Source organism: Serratia sp. CoH_134_PS_4, assembly GCF_058190535.1.
In genome coordinates this window covers 56,680-79,713 of the sequence record NZ_JBXWKI010000008.1, presented here as the reverse complement: position 1 = coordinate 79,713, position 23,034 = coordinate 56,680, and the positions used below count along the sequence as shown (strand labels likewise).

Genomic DNA, 23,034 nt, shown 5'->3' with positions numbered 1-23,034 from the left:
GGCGTTTTCTCACATCAAAAGTGAACATATGGGGAATATTAACGTAAAGAGTTAGAGCGCAAACTGTTTTCTGTTTATTTTGTCACCACAGGAAACCATGATGAAAACCTCGCTGCCACTGGCCTATCTGGGCGTCATTGTCGCCACCTTTTTCTGGGGCACCAACTTTAATGCCGGTGCCTACATCATCGCCCATCAGCCACCAATCAGCGCATCTATCGAACGTTTCAGTTTGGCAACGCTGGCGCTGTTGGTGTTTTTCGGCCTGCGCGGGCAGCTGCGCCTGAGTACGCTGAAAAGCAACTGGCTGGCTTATCTAGTGCTGGGTGTACTGGGGTTCACGATATTCAATCTGTGCACCTTTTTCGGTCTGCAGTCCACCACGCCGGTCAATGGCGCGCTGATCCTCGCCACGACACCGTTATGGACACTGGTCTTTGGCGTAATTTGGGAGAATGAAAAACTGAACGGATCACGCATCGCCGGTCTGCTGGCTGGTTTTATCGGCGTGGTGTTGGTGATCACCAAAGGCCATATTCAAACGCTGTTGCGTCTGGAGGTGAGCCCCGGTGATGGCATTATTTTACTCGGTAGCCTCGCCTGGGCACTGAATATGGTTGGCACCCGTCGTCTGGTCCGTCATGCCACTGCCATCGAAAACACCAGTTATTCAATGCTGTTCGGCACCCTGGCCCTGCTGCCCCTGGGATTTATCTTCGAGAACCCACTGCAAAACCTGGCCTCAGCCAGCCTTGGCGTACATGCCGCCGTGGCGTATCTGGCACTGTGTGGGTCACTGCTGGCCTACTTGCTGTGGTTCAACGGGCTGGAAAAAATCGGTTCGGTACGCACCGCAATTTTCTTTAATCTGGCGCCAGTTTTCACCATGTTGGTGGCAACAGTCACAGGTACCGCCCCCAATGCTTGGCAGTTGGCCGGGGCAGCCTGGGTGATCCTTGGCGTGCTTTTGGCTTCGGGCATATTCATGCGTTTTATGCCACGGCGCTCGGCCATAGGTTAACCATAGGTTTTTCTTATCTTCAGCATAAGAAAGCCCAATTTACCTTGTTGTAGAACAGGGTGCATAATGCGTTTATCTTCTTATTTTTCAAGGTAAACAGGTATCTCTATGCCTCCAGCAGCTCCGCTGATGCTTGTCGACGCTACGCCAGACGACATGGCCGCCGTACTACAGATTTACACCCATCATGTGTTGTACGGCGCAGCGTCATTTGAAGAAATGCCCCCGACGTTGGAAGAAATGCAACAGCGCCTCAGCAAAGTGCAGGAAGCGGGCTTACCCTGGTTGCTCGCCAAACAAGCACATCTCGTGGTGGGTTATTGCTATGCCACTCCTTATCGACCGCGCCCGGCCTACCGGTTCACCGTGGAAGACTCCGTCTATATCGCCGAGGGTCAGCAGGGGAAAGGTATCGGTAAAGCGTTGCTGTCAGAACTGATTGCCCGCTGCGAACGCGGCCCCTGGCGTCAAATGTTGGCGACCGTCGGCAATGCCAAGGATAATCATGGCTCGCTGGCCTTGCATCAGAAACTGGGGTTTACCAGCGTAGGCACATTAAAAGCGGTAGGCTTTAAGTTCGGTGAATGGCGTGACACCCATATCATGCAGCGCATGCTGGGAGAGGGTAATCATAGTTTGCCGCAGAATAATAAATAAACCGGGTGCAGAAGATGCACCCGGCGAAATGATCAGGCTTTTAAACGGCCGCGAATCGTATCCAGAGCCGACACCACCAGCAGCACTGCACCGCCGGCAACCAGGCCGAACGCCACATTGAGTAAGGCGGGAATAACGCCCTGCAGGATATGACCGAAGGTCGGCACCACGGTGGCGTAAGATGCCCAGTCTTCAAACAGATGATGTACAGGCGGTAGGCCGTGGGTCAAAATGCCGCCCCCGACCATAAACATGGCGATAGTACCGACAACGGACAGGGTCTTCATAAGATAAGGCGCGGCACTGACAATCCCATTGCCGATCGAACGTACCAGCTCGCTGCTTTTTCGGCTCAGATACAGCCCCAAGTCATCGAGTTTAACGATCCCGGCCACAATGCCGTAAACCCCCACCGTCATGACAATCGCAATACCGCACAGTACGATCACCTGTTGGCTGAAGGTCGCGCCAGCCACGGTACCCAATGTAATGGCGATAATCTCGGCAGAAAGCACAAAGTCGGTGCGTATCGCGCCCTTTACCTTGCGTTTTTCGTAGGCCACCACGTCTTCCGTGGCGTCCAACGCGTCTTTTTTCTCTTCACCCGCTTGTTTGCTGTGGGTCAGGCTATGAAACACCTTCTCAAAACCTTCGTAACACAGGTAGGCACCGCCCACCATCAGCAGCGGAGTGATCGCCCAAGGCGCGAATGCACTGATCAATAACGCCAGCGGCACCAGAATCGCTTTATTAATAAACGACCCCTTGGCCACGCCCCACACCACCGGCAGCTCGCGGTCGGCCTTTACCCCAGACACCTGCTGCGCATTCAGCGCCAGATCGTCCCCCAAGACCCCGGCAGTTTTTTTCGCCGCCATTTTGGTCATCAACGAGACATCGTCCAACAGTGAGGCAATATCATCAATTAAAGTCAGTAAGCTACTTCCGGCCAAAGTGATCCATCCTTTTCAACGTCATTGGTCATTATCCGTTTAGCATAGTGTTAAACACCCCTGAATGGGTATGGGGCGATCGCTGAAAACACCAAGGTTATCGGCCTAAATCACCTGCCGGCACGTTCAACTGCCAGGACAAACCAAAGCGGTCATTCAGCCAGCCGAAACGGGCGCTGAAACCATAATCATCGATCGGCATCAAGACCTCACCGCCCGCAGCCAGACGGGTAAAAATCCGCTCCAGTTCCGCGTCGGTCGCGAGATTAACGTGCAGCGACACCGCGGGGGTAAAGCTGAAATCGTGGCTGACTGGGCTGTCGGTAAAGACCAGGGAATGCCGTTCAAAATCGATAGCCGCGTACTTGATCCGCCGCGGCCCCGTATCCTGCTCATCATAATGCTGCACCAGTTGAACCCGGAAACCGGGGAACAGTTCGCTATAAAGATCAATCGCCTGTTGGGCATTGCCCTGAAACATGACAAAGGTTGAAACGTTACTCATTGGATGTTCCCTCTGCGTACGATAGGGTATTCATTGATGATAGCGGATGGATAAGCCGCCGCGACGGTTGAAAGGAGGAAAGATGACCATCACCCACCGTCTGGCCCAGTTGAGCGATCTTGCCAGCCTGCTGGCACTGTATCAGGAATTGCGCCCGCAAGATCAACCGATGCGCCCAGACACTGCGTTACGTGCATTGCAACGCCTGCTGGACAATCCGGCAATTCGTCTGGTCGTTAGCACCCTGGACGAACGCCCCATAGCAACCTGCATGCTGGCCATGGTACCGGGGCTGGTCCATCAAGCGCAGCCGTTCGGCATTATTGAACACGTGATCACAGCCCCAGCGCATCGCGGGCAAGGCATTGCATTAGCGATGCTCGAATACACGCTGCAATTGGCATGGCGAAAAGGGTGCTACAAAGTGATGCTGCTCTCCGGCCAGCAACGTACCGGCGCACATCAGCTGTATCTGCGCGCCGGGTTCGACGGCGATCGAGAGCGAGGCTTTGTGATCAGACGCCCTGAAGGGCGATAACGGCCTGCAGAAAGGCTCCGCAGGCCGCAGAACAGATTATTCGGTGTCGTTTTTCGCCAGACGGGCGTCTTTTTGGCGACGATAGTCACGAGCCGCCGCAGGGATCGGCGTGACCTTACCGGTTTCAATCCAACTGCGCAGGCGGTTGGCATCAGCAAAGTGGGTATATTTGCCGAAAGCGTCCAATACTACCAACGATACTGAACGGCTGCCGATCACAGTACGCATCGCCAGGCAATGCCCCGCTTCGTTAGTGAACCCGGTTTTGGTCAGTTGGATGTTCCATTTCGGGTTGTACACCAGATGGTTGGTGTTACGGAATGGCAGCGTATAGTTTGGATCCTTGAACGTCGCCATGCGTTCAGTGGTAGTACTGAGCTGGCCGATCAGGGGATATTGTTTGGTCGCGATCAACAGTTTGGTCAGGTCACGTGCAGTCGACACGTTATGAATCGACAACCCGGTTGGCTCCACATAGCGTGTATTGGTCATACCCAGAGACTTCGCCTTGGCATTCATCGCTTTAATGAACGCGCCGTAACCGCCCGGATAATGGTGCGCCAGGCTGGCGGCCGCACGGTTCTCTGACGACATCAGCGCCAGCAACAGCATATCTTTACGGCTGATTTCGCTGTTCAGGCGGACGCGCGAATAGACCCCTTTCATCTCCGGTGTCTGGTGAATATCTACCGACAGCATTTCATCCATCGGCAAATGAGCATCCAGCGTCACCATTGCGGTCATCAGCTTCGTGATGGAGGCAATCGGCACCACTTCATCAGGATTGCGCGCATACATCACCTTGTGGGTCTGCATATCCACGACCATCGCACTGCCCGACGCCAATTCAGGCTCGGCGGCGCGGGTGACGGCATTATTTTCGCTGGCCAGCGCGCGCGGCGCGATGCCTGCTCCTGCCTGCAAAGCGAGCAGGGTTAGTACCAAAACACGTATTTTCACATGCATTACTCTGTCACTGAAGAAGATGAAGGTCTTATTTTGCCGAATTATATGTGAGGGATCTTAAGTTGGCACTGGGATTATGCGAGCCGATTTGTGACAAATTCTGTCGGACAGAAAATTGCGCAAACCGCGAGCGCTCTGGGGTGAGCGCCCGCGATAAAAAAGTTACAGTGCCGGTTGCCAGGCCGACTGCGGTAACAGATACAAACCGGGCGTTTGGCGAGCCCCCTCGCCAACGATATGACCAATGCCCGCAGCCATCACCGCCAGTGTTACGTCAAAGGCATTTAGGCTGTCACCGTAGCCCGCCGTCAGGTTAAACATCGACCCGTTAGCCAGTAAATAAACCGTTTTATCACCCAGTTGGTAGGCATTCACAAACGGCATAGGCTCGCTGTGCGGCAGGCTCTGCAAGAAGCCGACGTCAATTTCCGCCGTCACATGGCCGACGTTAAGAATGAATACGCCATCCTTCGCGTGCTGTAAGTGTTGTGCCGACAATACGTTTTTAGCCCCGGTGGCAGTGGCAATGACATCAGCTTGGCTGACTGCGCTCGCCAAATCGACCACGGCCCAACCATCGTAACGTGCTTGCAGTGCGCGTGCCGGATCGATCTCTGCCACAATCACCTGCCCGCCATAGGCTTTTGCCGCCGCAGCGACGCCTTGCCCAACCAGGCCATAACCAATCACCACTACGCATTTTTCATGCAGCGTCAGATGGGTTGTCTGGAAGAACGTGTGCCACGCGGTCAGGCCGACCATATGGCGATTATGCAGCCCTTCTTTGACCGGCAAGTCATCCCAGTTGAAAATCGGATAACGCGGCGCCATACCGTTCAGCCGACTAATACCAGAACCGGTCGCCTCCAGCCCGGCGATAATCTGCGGCCCCTCGGTTGACTGGTGCAGGCGTGTGGTCAGGTCCGCGCCCATTTCACACAGGTGGGTCGGTTCCCAGGCCAAGGCGCGGTCAAACGATGCAGACCAGTCGGCGTCACTCATATCACGCCAGGCATACGCCTGCGCGCCGCGGCGCTCTAACCAGGCCACCACATCATCCTGCACCGTCGTCGGGTTACAGGTGGTTAAGTATATCGCTGCGCCCTTATCCAGTAAGCCTGCCACCAGCGGTGCCATTTTCAGATCCAAGTGCATATTGCAGGCCAACCGCACACCGCTTAAATCGGGCAACGCGGCAACGGCTGCACGGGTTCGTGGCATGTGACGCATGGCCCAATCCAGTTCACTTTCAAAATCCTGATACATCTGTCACTCCTCTACTGCGCCACGCCACCAGGGCGCGACGGGATAATTTAACCGGCGCGGCTCAGGCGCTTAATCGCCTGCGGCGACAGGCCAAAGACGCGAATAAATGCCCGCCGCATGCGCTCGGGATCGCTAAAACCCACGGCGCGAGCAATTGACTCCAGCGCTTCACTGCCCTCTTCAATCCGCACTCTGGCCGCCTCAACCCGCAGTTGCTCAATCACTTTGGCCGGCGTCTGGCCGGTTTCTGCGCGGAACAGCCGTCCAAATTGACGTTCGCTCAGACAGGCGGCATCAGCCAATCCCGCCACCGTCAGGGGGTGATGCAGATGCTCGCGAACATAAGAAAGCGCGCTGCGAATGCGATCTGAGGACGGGTTCAATTCCAACAGCAGCGAATACTGCGACTGGCCTCCGGGGCGGCGGTGGTACACCACCAGTTGCCGCGCCACGTTGGCAGCCAGTTCGCTGCCGAGATCTTCCTCAACCATCGCCAACGCCAAGTCGATACCGGCAGTGATCCCGGCGGAAGTCCAGACCGCGCCATCGCGGATATAAATACGATTACTGTCAACGCGGATGCGCGGATAACCCTGCTGCAAACGTGCAGCATGGTACCAGTGGGTGGTCGCTCGCTTACCGTCCAGCAAGCCTGCTTCGGCCAGAATAAATGCCCCTGTGCACACACTGGCCATACGCCGTACCTGATGGCTTTGCCGGTGCAAAAACGCCAGTAACGCCGCAGACTGCGCAGCGACGACATTACCGCTTCCCCCCGCAACCAACAAGGTGTCGAAGTGCCCCGCGTCGAACGGGTGCGTAAGCACTTCCACACCCGATGAACTCATCACGCTGCCCCCCAGTTCTGATAACGGCACACAGCGATAAACCGGGGTCGCCGTGAACTGATTGGCGTTATCGAACGCCGCCAATGGCCCAGCAAAGTCCAGCAGGTTAAAACCGGGGAAAACCACAAAGCCGATATTTTTCATCATGACGCTTTTTGAGGGTTATATGTCATACAAGACAAAAACAGGGCGACTATTATGAGCCAAGTTAAATGATAAAACTGAGGCGAATATCATGTCTGAACCGTTAGTGATTGTTTTTCCGATCTATCAGGGCGTCACCCAGCTCGATTTTACCGGCCCACTGCAGTTTTTACGGCACATGCCAGGCGCAGAGATTGTCGTCGCCTCAGTCGGTGGCGCAGATATCAGCGCTGAAGGATTGCACTTTACCCAATTACAGAAGCTCGAAGAGGTGACTCGCTGCGACGTACTCTGCGTGCCCGGCGGTGCCGGTTGCACCCAGGCACTACAGAATGACGACTTTATGCGCCAGATCCGTCGCCTGGGGCCCGATGCCCGGTATCTGACCTCGGTCTGCACCGGCTCGTTGATCCTGGCCGCGGCGGGTCTGTTGAAGGGCAAACGCGCAGCCTGTCATTGGACCATGCGCGACAGCCTGTCGCTGTTTGGCGCCATCCCCAGCCACGCACGGGTAGAACGCGACGGCAACGTGATCAGTGGCGGCGGCGTAACCGCCGGTATCGACTTTGCCCTGGCGTTGATCGCCGAATTGCATGATGAGGAAACCGCACAGACGATTCAACTGTATCTGGAATACGCGCCGGCGCCGCCGTTCCTCGGGGGAACACCGGAGCTGGCACCTGCGCATATTCTGGCGCGCGTTCAGGCACAAATGGCTGACAGCCTGCGGCAACGTCAGGCACTGGTGGCGCAGATTGCCTCCCGCGGTTAGTCCACAGGGCGTATACTAAACCTTATGTGTTATAGACATAGGGAATCAGGATGGCGGATTTAGCCCATTATATTACGGACTACGGCTATTGGGCGTTGTTCATCGGCTGCCTGGCCGAAGGCGAGACCATCACGCTACTCGGTGGCATTGCCGCGCATCAGGGACTGTTGCATTTACCTTGGGTGATTGCCGTCGTGGCCTTGGGTGGCACACTGGGGGATCAGGTGCTGTTTTTCCTCGGCCGCCACTTTGGTGGACGGGTGATTTCACGCATGAAAAGCCAGGAAAAACGTATCGAACGGGCCAGAAAATTGATAGCTCGTCACCCGATGCTGTTCGTGATTGGCGTTCGTTTTATGTATGGTTTCCGCATTATCGGGCCCGTGTTGATCGGAGCCAGCAAGTTGCCGCCGTCACGCTTTGTGCCGCTGAACATTCTCGGTGCCATCCTGTGGGCAACGATCTTTGTATTGCTGGGGTATTTCGGTGGTGAAGCGATTACTCGCTTTATTTCCGGCTTCGACAAACGACTCACCAGCGTGCTGTTTTGCGCACTGGTGATCGCCGCTATCTTGCTACTACGGTTTTGGTGGCGCCGCCGCCATGCCGATTAAGGCTATACCCAACATAATTGGCGTTGCATTGAGGCGGCGACGAACCGCCCCCGAGAGCGTACACAGAGTACGTGATCGGGGTAAGTGCAGGCAGCAAGCCAAGATGCCACTTCAAGCGGGCAAGGCACTATCGGTTTAGCATCAGCTTCAGGCCGAGCAGCGCCAGCACACCGCCACCGAGCCGATCGAACCCGGCTTTAAAACGTAGATAAGTGCGCCGCGGGCGCGGTGACGACAGGACAAATGCCACGAAGGCATACCACACGACATCGATCGTCAGTGCGATCACTGGCAGCACGACATACATCACCGGCGAAATTTTATGGCTGAGCAACGCGGCAAACACACTGCCAAATACAATGGCGGTGTTGGGGTTGCCCAGTTGCGTCAGCAAGCCGGTGGTAAATGCCTTGAGGAACCCCAGGTGTTGCTCACCAACCGCCTCTACGCTCAGCGGCTGGTTGGCGCCTCGCAGCATTTTACAGGCCAGATAGATAAGATAAGCACCCCCCAACACTTTAAGTGTGGTGTAGAGCCACGGCAGCGCCAGCAGCAGTGACTGCAACCCCAGCAGGGCGATGAGCGCAAAGATAAAACAGCCGACGCCCATGCCCAATGCAACCGCCATACCGTCGCGGCGCGAAGAGGCAACGGCGGTACGCGCGACAAGAACAAAGCTTTGCCCTGGGCTCATCGCCCCGAGCGTAATCGCCCCACTAATGCTTAATACCGATAATGCCGTTTCGCTCATCATATTTTCTGCGCCCCCTGACATCCCATTGCTCAAAGTAGCGCAGCGATGAAAATAAAAGCAATGAGATAGCGGGAATTATTCTGTTTGCGACATATCACGCATCAACGCCACCAGTTCACCGGCGGCCTTATCCAGCGGTCGGCTTTTTAACCAGATCAGATGCATCGGCAAGCGCAGTTCATTTTTGGTATTTTTGAACTTCAACCGGATGAGACGCCCCTGCGCCAACAAAGGTGCAGTCAGCGACAGTGGAAAATTCCCCCAACCCAAACCGGCCTCAACCATACTTAGCGCCATCGGCAGGCTGTCGGTACGCCAGTAAGACTCCGCCACGCGAGGCCGCAGATCGGCAATAGGCAGGTCGCGGCTGGCCACCATAATCTGCCGTACGTTGACCAAATCCTCGAGAAACAGCTCATCCGCCACACCGTTCAGCGATGAGTGCAGTGGCGAAAGTGTGGCTACCAACGATTCCGCACCCACGAAATGAAACTGTTCCTGGCTGTTAATATTCAGGCCACCAAACGCCAGGCAGACACCCACCCTGCCCTGGTGCAGCATATGAAGCACATCATCCTGCGGGGCCGTCAGCACTTCGATATTCAGCAGGGGGTAGCGTTCAGCCAGCGTTTTGATCGCCACCAGCAGACCGCTGCTATTGATGTCCGAGGCGACACCGACTGATAACGTGCTCTCTAACCCTTGCGACAGCTCGATAGCATGGTTCTGTAATTGCTTAAGCTGGTCGGCAATCAGCCGCGCGTGCGGTGCCAACGCCAATGCCAACGGCGTCGGTACGGGTTCACGGTGCGAACGGTCAAACAATGGAAACCCCAATTCTGCTTCCATGTTGGCGATGCCCATGCTGACCGCAGAAGGCACGCGGCGCAGTGAGCGAGCGGCAGCGGAAAACGAACCGCGATCCAATACCGCCAGAAACAGCTCAATATTATCGCTGGAAAAATTCATTGCATTACCTGTCAGTAAAACTGACAGCTCCTGACTTTTTCTATCAATATGATTGACGCTATCTTACTCGCCAGACGGCAAAAGGTCACCCGACCGCAAAGCCAAAAATTCAGTCAGGATCAGGAGATAAGTAATGCAGGGCGTTAAACGCAAACTGGTGTATGTCACCGCCTATGAAATTATCGGCATGACGATCTCCGCACTCGGATTAGCCTTGCTTTCCGGCAATGCGCCAAGCAGCACCGGGCCGTTGGCCGTGATCATCACGACGATCGCCGTAAGCTGGAACTTTATTTATAACTCGCTGTTTGAACTGTGGGAAAGCCGCCAGGCATCACGCGGCCGTACGCTTAAACGCCGTATTCTGCATGCCATCGGTTTTCAATTAACGCTGGTGGTGTATCTGATCCCGCTGATCGCCTGGTGGATGGGGATTACGCTTTGGCAGGCGCTACTGCTGGATATGGCACTGATCGTGATTATCCCTTGTTATACCTTTGTATTTAACTGGGCCTTCGACAAAATCTTCGGGCTGCCCACCTCGGCACTGCCAGCCGGCGAGTCAGCTTAAGAATTAGCCGTTAATCCCCCCCTTTGCTCCCTGCCTGCCCAGAATATCGCCGCAGGCAGGGAGACGCTTATTCCCCCCTTTTTTCTCATCGCGAATAAATAAGCTAAACACCCTGTAGTTTGCGCGGTAATTATTATTGTGTGATTTTAATCACTTTTTATTCCTCGTTATTTCCGTCTTGATAAAATCAACCATCTTATTGAATAATATATTCTTTTATATATAGCGCAAAAAACAAACACAATTGCTCACGATTTATACGCAGGAATTTTTGCCACCTTTACAGAGAAAAGGTAGCATGCTCCGCCGTTATTTAATGGCGGCTTGTATACACAATAAACAACAGAATGATGCCATGACCTCATTCTTATAACGATTGGCAATAGCAATCGTTTGCTCTGAAACCAGAGCAGGGTAACTCTACAGACAGGTAAACAGGACGGATGATGCAATCAAATAAAAAGTCTGCGCATGACAAACACGCAGCCAGAAGACGATGGTTAGATTCCCATGAATCCGGTTATCACAAAAGCATGGGCAATCGGCAAATACAGATGATCGCCATCGGCGGTTCGATCGGTACCGGCTTGTTCCTCGGCACCGGCGGCCGCCTGGAATTGGCCGGCCCGGCGTTGGCGCTGGTGTATCTGGTTTGCGGTATTTTCTCTTTCTTCATTCTGCGCGCATTGGGCGAATTGGTTCTGCACCGCCCTTCCAGCGGCAGTTTTGTGTCTTACGCCCGTGAGTTTCTCGGCGAAAAAGCCTCTTATGTCGCCGGTTGGATGTACTTCCTCAACTGGGCGATGACCGGTATCGTCGATATCACCGCAGTGGCGCTGTATATGCACTACTGGGGCACCTTCGCCGACGTCCCGCAGTGGTTGTTCGCACTCTGCGCCCTGGGGGTGGTCGCCACCATGAACATGATCGGCGTGAAGTGGTTTGCCGAAATGGAGTTCTGGTTTGCGCTGATCAAAGTCGTCGCCATCGCGTTGTTCCTGGTGGTTGGCGTGGTATTTCTCGGTACAGGCACCCCGGTGGCGGGCAACACCACGGGCCTGCACCTGATTACCGAAAACGGCGGCATGTTCCCACATGGCTTGCTGCCTGCGCTGGTGTTAGTCCAAGGGGTTATCTTCGCCTTCGCCGGGATTGAGCTGATCGGCACCGCTGCCGGTGAGTGCAAGGATCCGGCCAAAATGATGCCAAAGGCTATCAACAGCGTTATCTGGCGCATTGGTCTATTCTATGTCGGCTCGGTCGTTCTGTTGGTGCTGCTGTTACCATGGAACGCCTACCAGGCGGGACAAAGCCCGTTCGTGACCTTCTTCAGCAAGCTGGGCGTGCCTTATATCGGCACCATCATGAACATCGTGGTACTGACTGCCGCACTCTCCAGCCTCAACTCTGGCCTGTACTCCACTGGCCGCATCCTGCGTTCGCTGTCGATGGGCGGTTCAGCGCCGAAATTCATGGCCAGAATGAGCAGCCAGCAAGTGCCCTACGCCGGTATCCTGGTGACCTGCGGCATCTATGTGATTGGCGTTTTGCTGAACTATTTGGTGCCTTCGCGGGTATTTGAGATCGTACTGAACATCGCGTCACTGGGCATTATCGCCTCTTGGGCATTTATCATCGTATGCCAGATGCGCCTGCGTAAAGCCGTGCGTGAAGGCCGCGCCCAGCCGGTATCTTTCAGAATGCCTGGCGCGCCCGTCACCTCTTGGTTGACGCTGGCGTTCCTGTTGGCGGTCGTAATCATGATGGCGTTTGACTACCCGAACGGCACCTGGACTATTGCCACCATTCCGGTACTGGCGGTGTTACTGACGCTGGGCTGGTTCGGCCTGCGCAAACGCGCGCAGGAAGTGAAACTGGAACAGCAAGCACACGAAGACGCTCACCACTAAGCCGCTGAACTGCCCCTTTCGGGGCAGTTCTTTTATCTCTACAATCGGCCGTAAAAAGTCATTCTGGCACTCTCCGACAGCGCAATATCCGGCTGGGCATTGTAGGCCAGGACCACCAGCATCCGGGTGGTATCCCCCTCCGTCGGCGTGACGCGATGCATGGCATTGCGCCCACGGAACAGCACCAAATCCCCCTCTTCCATCGTCAGCGGCTTCGCTGCCCGCTCACCGTCCAATACCTCGGAAACACCGGCATAATTCATCTCGCCACGATCGGCATCACGCAAGTTTTCCACATATTCAAAGCGCCCCCCGGCCTGGGGTTTTTGGATCAGCAGCGTGATGGCGAACGACGAATTGTCAAAATGCCAACCCAGCTCTTGTCCTCGGTGGGCATAATGCAGGTTGATAGAAGACAGCCGGTCCGCGTAAGGGTAAAGGCGCTGCTCTTCCAGTACCGCACAGAGAAAGTCACGGAAGGGTTGTGCGTCGTACAGCGTGCGCAACGGTGACTCAGCCGGGATCTCTTCGTCGGTAATGCAGCCTTTGGATGAAACAACCAGCCGGTTGCGTGCATGATTGGCCGGTAACGTTTCGTCCTGTGGTTTGAGGTAGACGTTATGCTTGCTGGCTGCGTAAAACGCAGCATGGCTGTTCTGCGCCCCTTCCAGACGCACCCTTGCCAAGGCCGCTGCCGTCAGGAAGCCCGGCAATACCAGCGCCCCGGACGTATCCAGCGTCGCTTTACAGCGAGCCTGAAAAGCGGCGTCGCCAATCGGGTTGGCGGATAAATCAATGATATGAGCGAGTGGTTGCATCAGAGGCTCCTGTTGGCATTAGGCCGGATAACCCCACTGTAGCGAATGTCACATTGCCGTAATAACAAAAATGCGTTAAGGATATGTTAACCAATTCTTAGCGATAACTGCCATGAACGCACCCCCCCGTAGCCGCCTGCCCAAACTGAGCGCTATTCTGGCTTTTGAAACCGCCGCTCGCACCGGCAGCTTAGCCAAAGCGGCAGACAGCCTGGCGTTGACCGCCGCCGCCGTCAGCCAGCAAATCCGCCAGCTTGAGCAGCACCTGGGCATTGTGCTGTTCACCCGAGCCAAAAGCGGCGTAACACTAACCGAACAGGGCGCGGATTACCTGGCGTACGTGCAGCAGGCATTTGAGACACTGCGTATCGCGCAGCAGCATGTCGATCGCCAGCGAGGCAAGGAGACGCTGACGCTATTTGCCCTACCGGCACTGGCATCAAAATGGCTAAACCCGGTGATTGGGGGCTGGCTGACGCAACACCCGCAGGTCGATATCCGGCTGCATGCTACCCACGGCGAAGTGGACTTCGCCAGCTCAACAGCAGACTTTGCCCTGTGTTTTGGCGATCAAGACTACCCGCTATTGGAAAAAGTGCGTTTGTTTCAGGACGCTGTTCAACCGGTGTGCAGCCCGCAGTTGCAGGCGGCTGGCGACTGGACGCACCAGCCGCTGATCCATGTCGATTGGGGTAAGGAAAGCCAGTTCCTGCCGGGGTGGCATGAATGGTTTAACGCAGCCGGCTTGCCTCCGCCACAGCGACGTGGCCTGACCTATAACCTGACCTCATTGGCAATAGATGCCGCTGTGGAAGGCCTGGGTATTTTACTTGGTCAGCAACAACTTATTCAGCGGGAACTGGCCAAGGGGACATTGGTGCCGCTGGCAGAACCGGCGCTACCGCTCAGCAAGCCCTATTACGTGGTTTATCCTCAACGTACGCTGGAAAAACCCAAAGCAGCTGAGTTTCTTGCGTGGCTACAGAGCATCTCGCCTGCAGGCGGCGGGCAGTAACCTGCCACAAGGATCACCACGCTTTAGACATCATCTCGCCCAGCAGAAGATTGGTGGCACGTGGCAAATACACTTCGTTGCCAGCACCTGGGGTAAGCGTCAATTCGCCGATATATATTTGCTCACGTGTGAGATAAAAATCGACGCGGCAATAGTCCAAATCCGCGGAAACCGCTTTAGCGACCTGAATCATCTCATCCCAGAAAGCCGGTTTTTCATACAGCGTATTGACTTGCGGAATGTCTGCCTGGGTAAAAAAGCAATGGCGTGCATGCTCATCTAAAAACTCCAGCGAGCTCGGCTCAGGGCCACCACGCAGCAATTCGACAAACACGTAAGGCCGTTTTCCGTTAAATACATGCACCTTGTAGTCAATCAATTCACCGTCACATTCAATATCCAGCAGCTCTTCGACGATAACCTGCTGCGGAATATTTGCGTAGTGTTTTTCTCGATACCTCTTCCAATAGGTTATTGCAGACCATTGCTTAAGAATATTCGCAATATCTTGATAGGATACCGTGCTTTTATCTTTCACTATCTTGACTTGTTGTGACGCATTATTTGTTTTGATAACAAATGATTGTGGCAAAGAAAGATAGTCTTGTTCAGTGAAATTAGGCGTCGCCATAATAATAGGCGTTAGGTATTTATCCGACACCCGCTGGGCAATATACTCCCTGACCGCCATCTTATCCGCTAACATACTGAAATCATTATGCGGATAGCGCATGCGTCGATAGATTTTTTCTGAAAATGTCTTTGGGGATTTGAAGTTAACAAAAGAGCCGTGGACAAGGTAATGGCTGACTTGATAATAAATAAAATCGGGCGCGGCCCGATAGAGTCGTTTTACGAGTTTTCTCATTCTTCTCTTTCTTCCATGAACATAGCATACGTAGAAATGCTTCTGACACTCCGGTTATAGCATCTCAATTATAAAACCCTGCGAGTCATCCCTACAGAGGTTAAGGAAATAATCGGATAATTCCTATTAAAAGATGCGACAGGGAAAGCGCGAATGAAATTAAATTTCATAGATATCAGGATAGTGAGCAATGCGTTTTGGATGATATCCGAAAAGATGGTGTCCATCTTGGGCGTGATATTCATCACCGCCTATATGGCAAGATATATTGGCCCGGAAAGCTTCGGCAAGATCACCTTTGCTACCGCCATTTTCGCCATTACCCAAACGCTGGCGCTACTGGGTTCCGATACCGTTCTGTTCAAGCGAATTAGCCGCAATCCAGGCTCTGGAACTGCGCTGATGTTCTCCACCAATCGGCTGCGCCAAGGCTGTTTCATCGTGCTCTCTGCAGCAATATTGATTTACACCGGCCTGCGAGAAGACTTCATTACCTTCTACTTTTGTGCCGCCACTTTTGTCGCCAGCTTTTTCTCATTGAGAGACGTCTTCACCATTTACCATGATGCCCGGCTGGAGTCGCGCTTCAATACGTTGGCCAACGTGGCCGGGCTGGGCAGTGCGCTGCTAGTGCGTTATTTGATTGTGTATTTTGATCTGCACCTGTATTACCTGGCGATCCCGATTGTGATGGTTTATTTGATCCCCTATCTGATTCGCCACCACATGTACCACCGCCGCCATCCGCGCTTTATCGCACCTGGGCGCGTTCGGCGTAAATATGTGCGCTATTTGCTCGCCAGTGGCCTGCCGCTGGCAATATCCAATGTTTCCATCGCCATTTATACCCGACTGGCGCAGTTGTTCCTGATGTGGTTTGTTTCCGCCGAAGCGCTGGGTATTTACTCCGTCGCCATTACCCTGGCAACCGCCTGGATGTTTGTCACCGATGCGGTTATCACCTCGTTTTTCGCCAAAATATTTGCTTATCACCGCAATGATGCCATGCGTACCGCAGCCAAACTGAATGGGTTGGTGCTGGCGATCTCCGCCGCGATCGTGGCCGGCATTGTCTTGCTCGGCAAACCGGTGATCGTCTTATTGTACGGGGAACAATACTTAGCCGCTTATCCTGCTATGGGGGTATTGGCGGTTGCCACCCTGCTTTCCGCGCTGGGTACCCTGGCCTATAAATACATTGTGATGTTCTCTGGTTACGGCTTCCTGTCGAAGAAAATGTTCCTGGTGTTTGTCATCAATATCCCGCTGTCGTATTGCCTTATCCGTCAGTACGGCATGATGGGCGCCGCCTACAGCACCTTGCTGACTGAGCTGTTGTCGTTGACCGTTCTCAACTACCTCTTCCGCCGCGGTGTGGTATTGCAACTGCACCTGCGTTCGCTGAATCCGTTGACCTATTTCAGACGCTCCCAGCACGCCGGTTGAAAGCCCTGGGCCTTGGGTGCCCCCGGCCCACTGCCGAGGCGCGCCTTTAAGGGGCGTCAGCTGATCGACATCGCAACCGCACATTTATCTGCATGACATCTAATTTATGGTGCGCCCGGTGCATGCGAGGAAGAAAGCCGATATGGGTCTCCCGGACAGGCATATTATTATTGTGGGCGCAGGCATTATAGGCGCGTCAATCGCTTATCACGCACGGCCATGACCCAAATGAGAAAACGGATAGGCGGCAAACTAGCTCGATTTCACGTGCAGCACCACGGCCCCGGTCAATACCGTAAAAACCCCCATCCACTGCAAAACGGAAAGCCGTTCGCGCAACAACAGCGCCGCGAGTAGCGCGGCAATACCGCCGGACAGGGTGCTAAGCACGGTAACTACCGCCACCGATCCGCCGCTGGCGCCCACGGAAAATGCACTAAAGCCGCCCAGGTTGAGCAAACTGGCTGCCAGCAGCAACCCGGCCTGCCGCCAATCGGGTCGCGACACCAGCGCTCGCCGCTGCGTTGTTAGCGTCAGCAGAGCCAGCAACCCCAGGGTATAACCGAGCCACAGGCTAACGCTGGGACCCAATACCGGCAGCGTGTATTTTCCTTGCAGCCAGAACCCCGTGCCGTAACAGAACGCGGCGAGCAACGCGAAGACGATTGCCGGTAACGATGATGACCGGTGGCCCGGCTGCCGCCCTGGGCTTATCGCCGTCAGCATTACGCCCAATAGGCAGATCGCCAACCCTGCCAGCGTCAACGCAGTAAGCTGTTCTCCACTGATCCACGACAACAACGTAGTGACAGCGCCATAGCAGGTGACCAGTGGAGCCACCATCGCCGCCTGGCCGATGGCAAAGGCCTGTGACAAGGCTAACGAACCACTCACCATCAAACCGGCAGCCAGTAGCGCCAACCCCCAAACTGCGCCTGAAGCCACAAAGACAGGTGACGTTGAGACCAACAGCAACGCAGTAAAAATCACAAAGCCGATCGCTTGAGAAAAAAATACTGCCCTGCGTACCCCCACCGATCTGGCGTTAATCCCAACCAAAAAATCCGTACCGCCCCAGCACAGCGCGGCAGCCAGCCCCATCAGTATATCCACGTCGTATTCCTCTTGAACCTTTGCCTCAAAAGTATGCAAAAAATCACTTGTGGAACATCGATAGATTGGCAATATGGTTGAATGAAACTCAAGCTGAACGCTCAACCACGTCTGCCATCGCTGAAAGCCTTGCATACATTCGAGGTTGCGGCGCGCTGCGCCAGTTTTACCGAGGCCGCAGAAGAGTTGAACGTGACACTGGGTGCGGTCAGCCGCCAGATACGCCATCTGGAGAACGAGCTGGGGGTCGAGCTATTTCACCGGAAAGGTAACGCCGTTGCACTCAATGAGACGGGAAAACGGCTAGCGATCGACGTTACCCGTGCACTGACGCTGCTACAAAAAGCCAGCGATCGCGTTCGGCCAGAACAACAGCAAACACTGAAACTGACCTGTACGCTGGGGATTGCCAGCCACTGGTTGGCAGTGCGCCTGCCGGCATTGCGCCGTGCCGATCCTGATGTTTCGCTGGTGCTGGACGCCAATGAAAGCCTGCGCGATATGGCCAATGGCGAAGCGGATATCGCCATTCGTTACAGTCCAACGCGCACCCCGCCGCCACACTCCCGTGAGCTGCTCGCCGATGCCTTCGCGCCGTTGGCAAGCCCAACATTTCTCGCTGCACACCCTAAACTCGCCACCCCTGCCGATGTCGCCCAATCGCAGTTGATTCACTCACCGTGGAAAGATGCTCAAGGGCTGGGGATCGCCAATTGGCAAGACTGGTTCATGGCCTTTGGTGAGGGTATTACGGCGCCGCGCGGCATTCTCACGTTCAATAGCGTCGGTCATGCGCTGCAGGAAGCAATCGAAGGCAATGGCATTGTGCTCGGAAGCCTGGCCGTCGCGCAGGATGCGCTGGCCACCGGCAAGCTGGTGCGGGTGTTTGACGAGGATCGGCAATTGCCTGCCGCCTACCAGTATCGCCTTTGCTGGGCAGACAGCGCGTTCGTTAGCGCCACCACCCGCCGCTGGGTAAATCTGTTGCTGCAGGCCGCCGGCAAATCCCCGGCGTTCTGACATAGCACTTATTGCCCCCACAACGTTGCCAAATCCAACTATTTTATGTTCAATTTTTCTGCTGTGAGACACGCCGTGGACAGACAACGTTACCTGCAACATATTGGATTCGCAGGCATCCCCCAACCCGACCTTCCGACGCTGCAACAATTACACCGTGGTCATATGCTCAAGGTTCCCTTTGAAAACCTGAGCATTATTTATCATCAGGGCATTCATCTGGAAGAGAAGGCGCTGTTCAGTAAAATTGTTGAACACAACCGCGGCGGCTTTTGTTATGAGCTAAACCGGCTATTTGCTTTGTTGCTGCAGGAAATTGGCTTTAGCGTGCATTTTATTTCCGGCGAGATCCGCGCCCGTGACGGCAGTTTTGGCCCGCCGTTCGATCATATGGCACTGCTGGTCGAGCTGGATCAGCCCTATCTGGTGGACGTGGGATTTGGTGATTCCTTCCTGACCCCGCTAAGGATCACGACGGCCGAGCAACAGCCACAAAGCACCGGCACCTTCCATTTGGAACAGGAAGGCGAGGTTTATTTTTTGGAGCGTCGCAATGGCGATCAGCGCTCGCATGCCAAAACGCTCTACCGTTTCAGCCTGCAAAAACGCCAACTCGACGAATTTACCGACATGTGCCATTACCACAGCACCTCGCCGCAGTCGCATTTTACCCAGAAACTGGTGTGCTCCCACGCCACGGAAAACGGCCGAGTGACCATCAGCGAGAACAAACTGATTATCACCGAAGATCACCACCGTCGGGAGTCGACGCTGCATTCGGAAGAAGAACGCCGTGAAGCATTAATGCGCTATTTCTCGATTGATCTGGACGACTGAAACGCTGAGCTAACGCGGGCGCAACCTGCAGCGCCCCTACACGAGGTATTGGTGTAGGCTTGGTTGGCGGGTGTAGACTATTACGAGCGGCAAATCACCCGGGCGATATCTTTTGAATTGGTCAGTGCGCGCACTTCACCGAACAGCTCAGTCGCTTCATCATATTCTTTACGCAAATACCCCAGCCATTGCTTGATGCGCGCCACGTGGTACAAGCCGGTATCGCCCTGCTTTTCCAAATGAACGTATTTTTGCAGTAGCTGCACCACCTGCGGCCAGGCCATACGCGGTTCATTGTATTTCACTACCCGGCTCAAATTTGGCACATTCAGCGCGCCGCGTCCGAGCATTACCGCATCACAGCCCGTCGTTTGCAGGCAGTCTTGCGCACTTTGGTAATCCCAGATCTCGCCGTTGGCGATCACCGGAATGGTCAGGCGCTGGCGGATCTCGCCAATCGCCGCCCAGTTGATACGCTCCGCCTTGTAACCGTCCTCTTTAGTGCGGCCATGTACCGCCAGCTCCGTGGCGCCGGCCTGCTGCACCGCATCGGCAATTTCAATGCTGCGGCTGTCGCTGTCCCACCCCAGTCGCACTTTTACCGTCACCGGCAAGTGGGCTGGCACCGCCGCACGCATGGCTTTAGCCCCCTGATAAATCAGCTCAGGATCTTTGAGCAGCGTCGCCCCACCGCCGCTGCCGTTCACCAATTTCGACGGGCAACCACAGTTAAGATCGACGCCGTAAGAGCCCAGTTCGACCGCACGCGCAGCATTTTCCGCTAACCACTGCGGGTATTGCCCCAGCAGTTGAATGCGCACCAAGGTGCCAGACGGTGTGCGGCTGGCGTGATGCAATTCTGGGCACAAGCGGTAAAAAGATTTGGCAGGCAGCAGTTGATCAACCACGCGCAGGAATTCGGTGATGCACAGATCGTAGTCGTTCACCTCGGTGAGCAATTCGCGCACCAAAGAATCGAGAACGCCCTCCATCGGAGCCAATAATACGCGCATGATTACCCCTGCTAAAAAAGACGCGCAATGATACGGGCGAACCCCAGTATCAGACAAGCATCCAGGGAAATAAAAGCGTCTAGCTCAGACGGCGTATCGGTTCATCGGCGAGAAACGCCACAATGTCCTCGAGCGCTTCGCGGAAATAGGTTTGATAGTTGCTGTCAGCCACATAGCCCAAATGCGGCGTCGCCAACACAGTAGGCAATTGGCGGAAAATGTCATCGGCCGGCAAAGGTTCAACCTCAAATACGTCCAGCCCGGCACCGGCAATCTGCCCATGCTGTAACGCATCAATCAACGCGGTTCTATCGACAATCGCTGCGCGTGACGTATTGATCAGATACGCGGTTTTTTTCATTGCCTTCAGCTCTTGTTGACCAACCAGCCCACGGCTGCGATCACTCAGCACCAGGTGAATGGACACAAAGTCGCTCTGTTCAAACAATGCCTGTTTTGATTCCGCCAGCGTAACGCCAACCTCATTGGCCTTGTCCGCCGTCAGGTTTTGGCTCCAGGCCTGCACTTTCATACCAAAAGCGTGCGCCACCGCGGCCATTTGACGACCAATCTTGCCCAGCCCCAGCAGACCCAGCGTTTTACCCTGCAGCGTCACACCCAGCGATTGCTGCCAAGGCCCGTTGTGCCGCAGACCGTCATTTTCCGGCACCAGATGTTTAGCCAACCCAAGCAATAATGCCCAGCTCAGCTCCATCGGCGCTGCAGAGCCGCTGTCGGTACCGCAGACGACAACCCCGCGCTGTGCTGCTGCGGCCAGATCAATCGAGGCATTGCGCATACCTGAGGTAATTAATAGCTGCAATTTGGGCAGGCAAGCCAGCAATGTCGCCGTCATCGGCGTACGCTCACGCATGATCACCAGAATGTCGCAGTCCTGCAGATGCACTGCCAGTTCCGCTTCATCGGTAAAATGTTGGTTGATTGCGAACACCTCAACCCGGTCAGCGATGGCGGACCAGTCCGCCATGTTGAGCGCGACCTGCTGATAATCGTCAAGAATGGCACATTTTAGTTTCATCTTAGGCTCCAGGGATCAAACACAGTCAGTCGGCACGCACGTCAACCAATACCGGGCAATCGGCATTTTCAATCACCAAGGCGCTATGCGACCCTTTCAACAGTCGTCTAAAGGGGGAAAGATGGCGGCGCCCCATAATTATCATCGTCGCGTTCAGCGCATTAGCCTGGGCAACAATGGTTTCTGCCGGTTCACCGGCGACGACACGCCCACGCGCATTGACGCCCGCGCCTTGCAGCTCGTTCAGCGCCTGGCGTACCACAGTGGCAGCGGCCTGTTGTTCATCCAGTGCGCAACCAAAATCCGCCGGATCTTCACCCGCTTCAATGTCATACGGACCGGCAATGGAATAGCTAAGGTCTACGCAGCACAACACCACGACCGCCGCCTGTTGAGCCAATGCCTGTTCAGCAGCCAGTGAAATGACTTTGCGCGCATTGGCGGAGTTATCAACCGCGACCAACAGTGTTTTCATTACCTTCTCCGGTTAATCTCGCGACGCGACCTTGCCAATCTCGTCGATCAGCGCGTCTTTACACTTAAGGATTTCCTCGCGGAAGCGAGCTTCATTCTTGGCCAAACGCGTGCTGGGTACTAACAAACTGATGGAGAAGCGCCCCAGAATGGTGTCGATAGCCACCGCCATGGTGGAGACACCTTCCAGCGTTTCTTCCCGATCGTAGGACAGGCCGGTGCGGCGTATTTCGGTCAGGCGTTCCAGCAATGCCGGGAAATCACGCACCGTCATATCGGTCACCGCCATATAGGCCTCCCCCAGCAACTCCCGGGCCGCATCATCGCTGTTCAGCGCTAACAGCGCGCGTCCGCCGGAGGTGCTGTACAGCGGCAGATTCATACCGATGCGCGGTACCACCCGCAGCTCGCGATCCGCAACAATGTAGTGCACCACCGCCAACTGTAGGCCACTGGCGCGTCCCAGCGAAACCGTCTCGCCAGTCGCATCACTCAATGCCTGCAGCCAGGGCGTCGCAATCGCGACCATTTCGGTGTGCACACTGGCAATCAGCCGCAGCAACGACGGCCCCAGACGCACGCCACCGGCACCGCCTCGCACCAGCTGCACAGAATCAAGCGCGTTGACAATACGTTGTACGGTTGAACGCGGCAGATCGACCGCCAGCGCAATTTCGCCCAGGCTCATGCCATTTGGCTTTGCGCCCAGCGCATCGAGAATTTTCGCTGCACGGGTAATGACTTGAATTCCGCCGGTTCTTTCGTCATCGCAGCATGTAGAGGGTTCAGACATAGGGGTTCTTTTCCTTACTTTTGGCCACACTGTAACATTTTTTTCTGGCCGTCGGCACGATGTACCACATTGCAATACAACGCATCACAATGTAGCATGCGTCACAATGT

The 23,034-nt window shown here is 55.0% G+C and carries 25 protein-coding genes; 11 read left to right on the top strand and 14 right to left on the bottom strand.

Annotation, left to right across the window (positions count from 1 at the left end):
* The first annotated feature begins 100 nt into the window (after positions 1-100).
* Positions 101-1,021: a DMT family transporter gene (locus AC2FCQ_RS14165; RefSeq protein ID WP_209632232.1), complete on the top strand. Its 921-nt coding sequence runs from the start codon at positions 101-103 to the stop codon at positions 1,019-1,021.
* 108 nt (positions 1,022-1,129) lie between these two features.
* Positions 1,130-1,678: a GNAT family N-acetyltransferase gene (locus tag AC2FCQ_RS14160; protein WP_209632231.1), complete on the top strand. Its 549-nt coding sequence runs from the start codon at positions 1,130-1,132 to the stop codon at positions 1,676-1,678.
* A 32-nt stretch (positions 1,679-1,710) separates the two neighbouring features.
* Here AC2FCQ_RS14160 and AC2FCQ_RS14155 read toward each other — a convergent pair whose 3' ends face one another.
* The gene (locus AC2FCQ_RS14155; protein WP_490308566.1) at positions 1,711-2,631 is read right to left on the bottom strand and encodes a DUF808 domain-containing protein; all 921 of its coding nucleotides are present in this window, start codon (positions 2,629-2,631) and stop codon (positions 1,711-1,713) included.
* Between the two features lie 97 nt (positions 2,632-2,728).
* Positions 2,729-3,136 carry a VOC family protein gene (locus AC2FCQ_RS14150; protein ID WP_490308567.1) on the bottom strand — a complete coding sequence of 136 codons (408 nt, stop codon included), beginning with the start codon at positions 3,134-3,136 and terminating at the stop codon, positions 2,729-2,731.
* A gap of 82 nt (positions 3,137-3,218) precedes the next feature.
* Between AC2FCQ_RS14150 and AC2FCQ_RS14145 the strand changes: the two genes are divergently transcribed.
* On the top strand, positions 3,219-3,674 hold the full coding sequence (locus tag AC2FCQ_RS14145) for a GNAT family N-acetyltransferase (protein WP_490308568.1): 456 nt from the start codon (positions 3,219-3,221) through the stop codon (positions 3,672-3,674).
* A 36-nt stretch (positions 3,675-3,710) separates the two neighbouring features.
* Here AC2FCQ_RS14145 and pbpG read toward each other — a convergent pair whose 3' ends face one another.
* The 3 genes from pbpG to AC2FCQ_RS14130 all read right to left on the bottom strand — a co-directional run bounded on the left by pbpG (position 3,711) and on the right by AC2FCQ_RS14130 (position 6,898).
* Positions 3,711-4,640, bottom strand: a complete 930-nt coding sequence (gene pbpG, locus AC2FCQ_RS14140; RefSeq protein WP_209632227.1) for a D-alanyl-D-alanine endopeptidase — start codon at positions 4,638-4,640, stop codon at positions 3,711-3,713.
* A 162-nt stretch (positions 4,641-4,802) separates the two neighbouring features.
* On the bottom strand, positions 4,803-5,906 hold the full coding sequence (locus AC2FCQ_RS14135) for an adenosylhomocysteinase (protein ID WP_265554217.1): 1,104 nt from the start codon (positions 5,904-5,906) through the stop codon (positions 4,803-4,805).
* A gap of 47 nt (positions 5,907-5,953) precedes the next feature.
* Positions 5,954-6,898, bottom strand: coding sequence for a GlxA family transcriptional regulator (locus tag AC2FCQ_RS14130; RefSeq protein ID WP_490308604.1), 945 nt, complete (start codon positions 6,896-6,898; stop codon positions 5,954-5,956).
* 91 nt (positions 6,899-6,989) lie between these two features.
* Here AC2FCQ_RS14130 and AC2FCQ_RS14125 point away from each other — a divergent pair, with 91 nt between their 5' ends.
* Together AC2FCQ_RS14125 and AC2FCQ_RS14120 are read left to right on the top strand one after the other, a co-directional pair.
* Positions 6,990-7,670, top strand: a complete 681-nt coding sequence (locus AC2FCQ_RS14125; protein ID WP_265554218.1) for a DJ-1/PfpI family protein — start codon at positions 6,990-6,992, stop codon at positions 7,668-7,670.
* A 50-nt stretch (positions 7,671-7,720) separates the two neighbouring features.
* On the top strand, positions 7,721-8,284 hold the full coding sequence (locus AC2FCQ_RS14120; RefSeq protein ID WP_209632224.1) for a DedA family protein: 564 nt from the start codon (positions 7,721-7,723) through the stop codon (positions 8,282-8,284).
* Positions 8,285-8,411: 127 nt separating this feature from the next.
* Here the strand turns inward: AC2FCQ_RS14120 and AC2FCQ_RS14115 are convergent, their stop codons facing one another.
* Together AC2FCQ_RS14115 and AC2FCQ_RS14110 are read right to left on the bottom strand one after the other, a co-directional pair.
* Positions 8,412-9,035: a LysE family translocator gene (locus AC2FCQ_RS14115; protein ID WP_490308605.1), complete on the bottom strand. Its 624-nt coding sequence runs from the start codon at positions 9,033-9,035 to the stop codon at positions 8,412-8,414.
* 78 nt (positions 9,036-9,113) lie between these two features.
* On the bottom strand, positions 9,114-10,007 hold the full coding sequence (locus tag AC2FCQ_RS14110) for a LysR family transcriptional regulator (protein ID WP_209632223.1): 894 nt from the start codon (positions 10,005-10,007) through the stop codon (positions 9,114-9,116).
* A 133-nt stretch (positions 10,008-10,140) separates the two neighbouring features.
* Here AC2FCQ_RS14110 and AC2FCQ_RS14105 point away from each other — a divergent pair, with 133 nt between their 5' ends.
* The gene (locus AC2FCQ_RS14105; RefSeq protein WP_130379645.1) at positions 10,141-10,578 is read left to right on the top strand and encodes a PACE efflux transporter; all 438 of its coding nucleotides are present in this window, start codon (positions 10,141-10,143) and stop codon (positions 10,576-10,578) included.
* 446 nt (positions 10,579-11,024) lie between these two features.
* On the top strand, positions 11,025-12,488 hold the full coding sequence (gene ansP, locus AC2FCQ_RS14100; RefSeq protein ID WP_265554224.1) for an L-asparagine permease: 1,464 nt from the start codon (positions 11,025-11,027) through the stop codon (positions 12,486-12,488).
* 38 nt (positions 12,489-12,526) lie between these two features.
* Here ansP and AC2FCQ_RS14095 read toward each other — a convergent pair whose 3' ends face one another.
* Positions 12,527-13,306 carry a HalD/BesD family halogenase gene (locus AC2FCQ_RS14095; protein ID WP_209632221.1) on the bottom strand — a complete coding sequence of 260 codons (780 nt, stop codon included), beginning with the start codon at positions 13,304-13,306 and terminating at the stop codon, positions 12,527-12,529.
* 112 nt (positions 13,307-13,418) lie between these two features.
* Between AC2FCQ_RS14095 and AC2FCQ_RS14090 the strand changes: the two genes are divergently transcribed.
* A complete protein-coding gene (locus AC2FCQ_RS14090) occupies positions 13,419-14,321 on the top strand; it encodes a LysR substrate-binding domain-containing protein (RefSeq protein WP_490308570.1) in 903 nt (300 codons plus the stop codon).
* 13 nt (positions 14,322-14,334) lie between these two features.
* On the opposite strand, the gene AC2FCQ_RS14085 is transcribed toward AC2FCQ_RS14090, so the two are convergent.
* On the bottom strand, positions 14,335-15,189 hold the full coding sequence (locus tag AC2FCQ_RS14085) for an ATP-grasp fold amidoligase family protein (RefSeq protein ID WP_209632219.1): 855 nt from the start codon (positions 15,187-15,189) through the stop codon (positions 14,335-14,337).
* 153 nt (positions 15,190-15,342) lie between these two features.
* Between AC2FCQ_RS14085 and AC2FCQ_RS14080 the strand changes: the two genes are divergently transcribed.
* A complete protein-coding gene (locus AC2FCQ_RS14080; protein ID WP_209632218.1) occupies positions 15,343-16,635 on the top strand; it encodes a flippase in 1,293 nt (430 codons plus the stop codon).
* A 252-nt stretch (positions 16,636-16,887) separates the two neighbouring features.
* Here the strand turns inward: AC2FCQ_RS14080 and AC2FCQ_RS14075 are convergent, their stop codons facing one another.
* Entirely contained in the window at positions 16,888-17,748 is an 861-nt protein-coding gene (locus AC2FCQ_RS14075; protein WP_265554232.1) for a DMT family transporter, read from the bottom strand.
* A gap of 81 nt (positions 17,749-17,829) precedes the next feature.
* On the opposite strand from AC2FCQ_RS14075, the gene AC2FCQ_RS14070 reads away from it, so the two are divergent.
* A complete protein-coding gene (locus AC2FCQ_RS14070; protein ID WP_490308572.1) occupies positions 17,830-18,768 on the top strand; it encodes a LysR substrate-binding domain-containing protein in 939 nt (312 codons plus the stop codon).
* A gap of 75 nt (positions 18,769-18,843) precedes the next feature.
* Entirely contained in the window at positions 18,844-19,605 is a 762-nt protein-coding gene (locus AC2FCQ_RS14065; protein WP_490308574.1) for an arylamine N-acetyltransferase family protein, read from the top strand.
* A gap of 80 nt (positions 19,606-19,685) precedes the next feature.
* Here the strand turns inward: AC2FCQ_RS14065 and dusC are convergent, their stop codons facing one another.
* The 4 genes from dusC to AC2FCQ_RS14045 all read right to left on the bottom strand — a co-directional run bounded on the left by dusC (position 19,686) and on the right by AC2FCQ_RS14045 (position 22,924).
* Positions 19,686-20,618: a tRNA dihydrouridine(16) synthase DusC gene (dusC, locus tag AC2FCQ_RS14060; protein WP_490308575.1), complete on the bottom strand. Its 933-nt coding sequence runs from the start codon at positions 20,616-20,618 to the stop codon at positions 19,686-19,688.
* A gap of 79 nt (positions 20,619-20,697) precedes the next feature.
* The gene (locus tag AC2FCQ_RS14055; RefSeq protein WP_490308576.1) at positions 20,698-21,657 is read right to left on the bottom strand and encodes a D-2-hydroxyacid dehydrogenase family protein; all 960 of its coding nucleotides are present in this window, start codon (positions 21,655-21,657) and stop codon (positions 20,698-20,700) included.
* 25 nt (positions 21,658-21,682) lie between these two features.
* Positions 21,683-22,132: a universal stress protein gene (locus tag AC2FCQ_RS14050; protein ID WP_209632213.1), complete on the bottom strand. Its 450-nt coding sequence runs from the start codon at positions 22,130-22,132 to the stop codon at positions 21,683-21,685.
* A 12-nt stretch (positions 22,133-22,144) separates the two neighbouring features.
* A complete protein-coding gene (locus AC2FCQ_RS14045; protein WP_209632212.1) occupies positions 22,145-22,924 on the bottom strand; it encodes an IclR family transcriptional regulator in 780 nt (259 codons plus the stop codon).
* Positions 22,925-23,034: the final 110 nt, after the last annotated feature.

Coding starts and splice junctions, on each gene's coding strand:
- AC2FCQ_RS14165 (WP_209632232.1), top strand. CDS start 101: ATGAAAACCTCGCTGCCACTGGCCTATCTGGGCGTCATTGTCGCCACC.
- AC2FCQ_RS14160 (WP_209632231.1), top strand. CDS start 1,130: ATGCCTCCAGCAGCTCCGCTGATGCTTGTCGACGCTACGCCAGACGAC.
- AC2FCQ_RS14150 (WP_490308567.1), bottom strand. CDS start 3,136: ATGAGTAACGTTTCAACCTTTGTCATGTTTCAGGGCAATGCCCAACAG.
- AC2FCQ_RS14145 (WP_490308568.1), top strand. CDS start 3,219: ATGACCATCACCCACCGTCTGGCCCAGTTGAGCGATCTTGCCAGCCTG.
- pbpG (WP_209632227.1), bottom strand. CDS start 4,640: ATGCATGTGAAAATACGTGTTTTGGTACTAACCCTGCTCGCTTTGCAG.
- AC2FCQ_RS14135 (WP_265554217.1), bottom strand. CDS start 5,906: ATGTATCAGGATTTTGAAAGTGAACTGGATTGGGCCATGCGTCACATG.
- AC2FCQ_RS14130 (WP_490308604.1), bottom strand. CDS start 6,898: ATGAAAAATATCGGCTTTGTGGTTTTCCCCGGTTTTAACCTGCTGGAC.
- AC2FCQ_RS14125 (WP_265554218.1), top strand. CDS start 6,990: ATGTCTGAACCGTTAGTGATTGTTTTTCCGATCTATCAGGGCGTCACC.
- AC2FCQ_RS14120 (WP_209632224.1), top strand. CDS start 7,721: ATGGCGGATTTAGCCCATTATATTACGGACTACGGCTATTGGGCGTTG.
- AC2FCQ_RS14115 (WP_490308605.1), bottom strand. CDS start 9,035: ATGAGCGAAACGGCATTATCGGTATTAAGCATTAGTGGGGCGATTACG.
- AC2FCQ_RS14110 (WP_209632223.1), bottom strand. CDS start 10,007: ATGAATTTTTCCAGCGATAATATTGAGCTGTTTCTGGCGGTATTGGAT.
- AC2FCQ_RS14105 (WP_130379645.1), top strand. CDS start 10,141: ATGCAGGGCGTTAAACGCAAACTGGTGTATGTCACCGCCTATGAAATT.
- ansP (WP_265554224.1), top strand. CDS start 11,025: ATGCAATCAAATAAAAAGTCTGCGCATGACAAACACGCAGCCAGAAGA.
- AC2FCQ_RS14095 (WP_209632221.1), bottom strand. CDS start 13,306: ATGCAACCACTCGCTCATATCATTGATTTATCCGCCAACCCGATTGGC.
- AC2FCQ_RS14090 (WP_490308570.1), top strand. CDS start 13,419: ATGAACGCACCCCCCCGTAGCCGCCTGCCCAAACTGAGCGCTATTCTG.
- AC2FCQ_RS14085 (WP_209632219.1), bottom strand. CDS start 15,189: ATGAGAAAACTCGTAAAACGACTCTATCGGGCCGCGCCCGATTTTATT.
- AC2FCQ_RS14080 (WP_209632218.1), top strand. CDS start 15,343: ATGAAATTAAATTTCATAGATATCAGGATAGTGAGCAATGCGTTTTGG.
- AC2FCQ_RS14070 (WP_490308572.1), top strand. CDS start 17,830: ATGAAACTCAAGCTGAACGCTCAACCACGTCTGCCATCGCTGAAAGCC.
- dusC (WP_490308575.1), bottom strand. CDS start 20,618: ATGCGCGTATTATTGGCTCCGATGGAGGGCGTTCTCGATTCTTTGGTG.
- AC2FCQ_RS14055 (WP_490308576.1), bottom strand. CDS start 21,657: ATGAAACTAAAATGTGCCATTCTTGACGATTATCAGCAGGTCGCGCTC.
- AC2FCQ_RS14050 (WP_209632213.1), bottom strand. CDS start 22,132: ATGAAAACACTGTTGGTCGCGGTTGATAACTCCGCCAATGCGCGCAAA.
- AC2FCQ_RS14045 (WP_209632212.1), bottom strand. CDS start 22,924: ATGTCTGAACCCTCTACATGCTGCGATGACGAAAGAACCGGCGGAATT.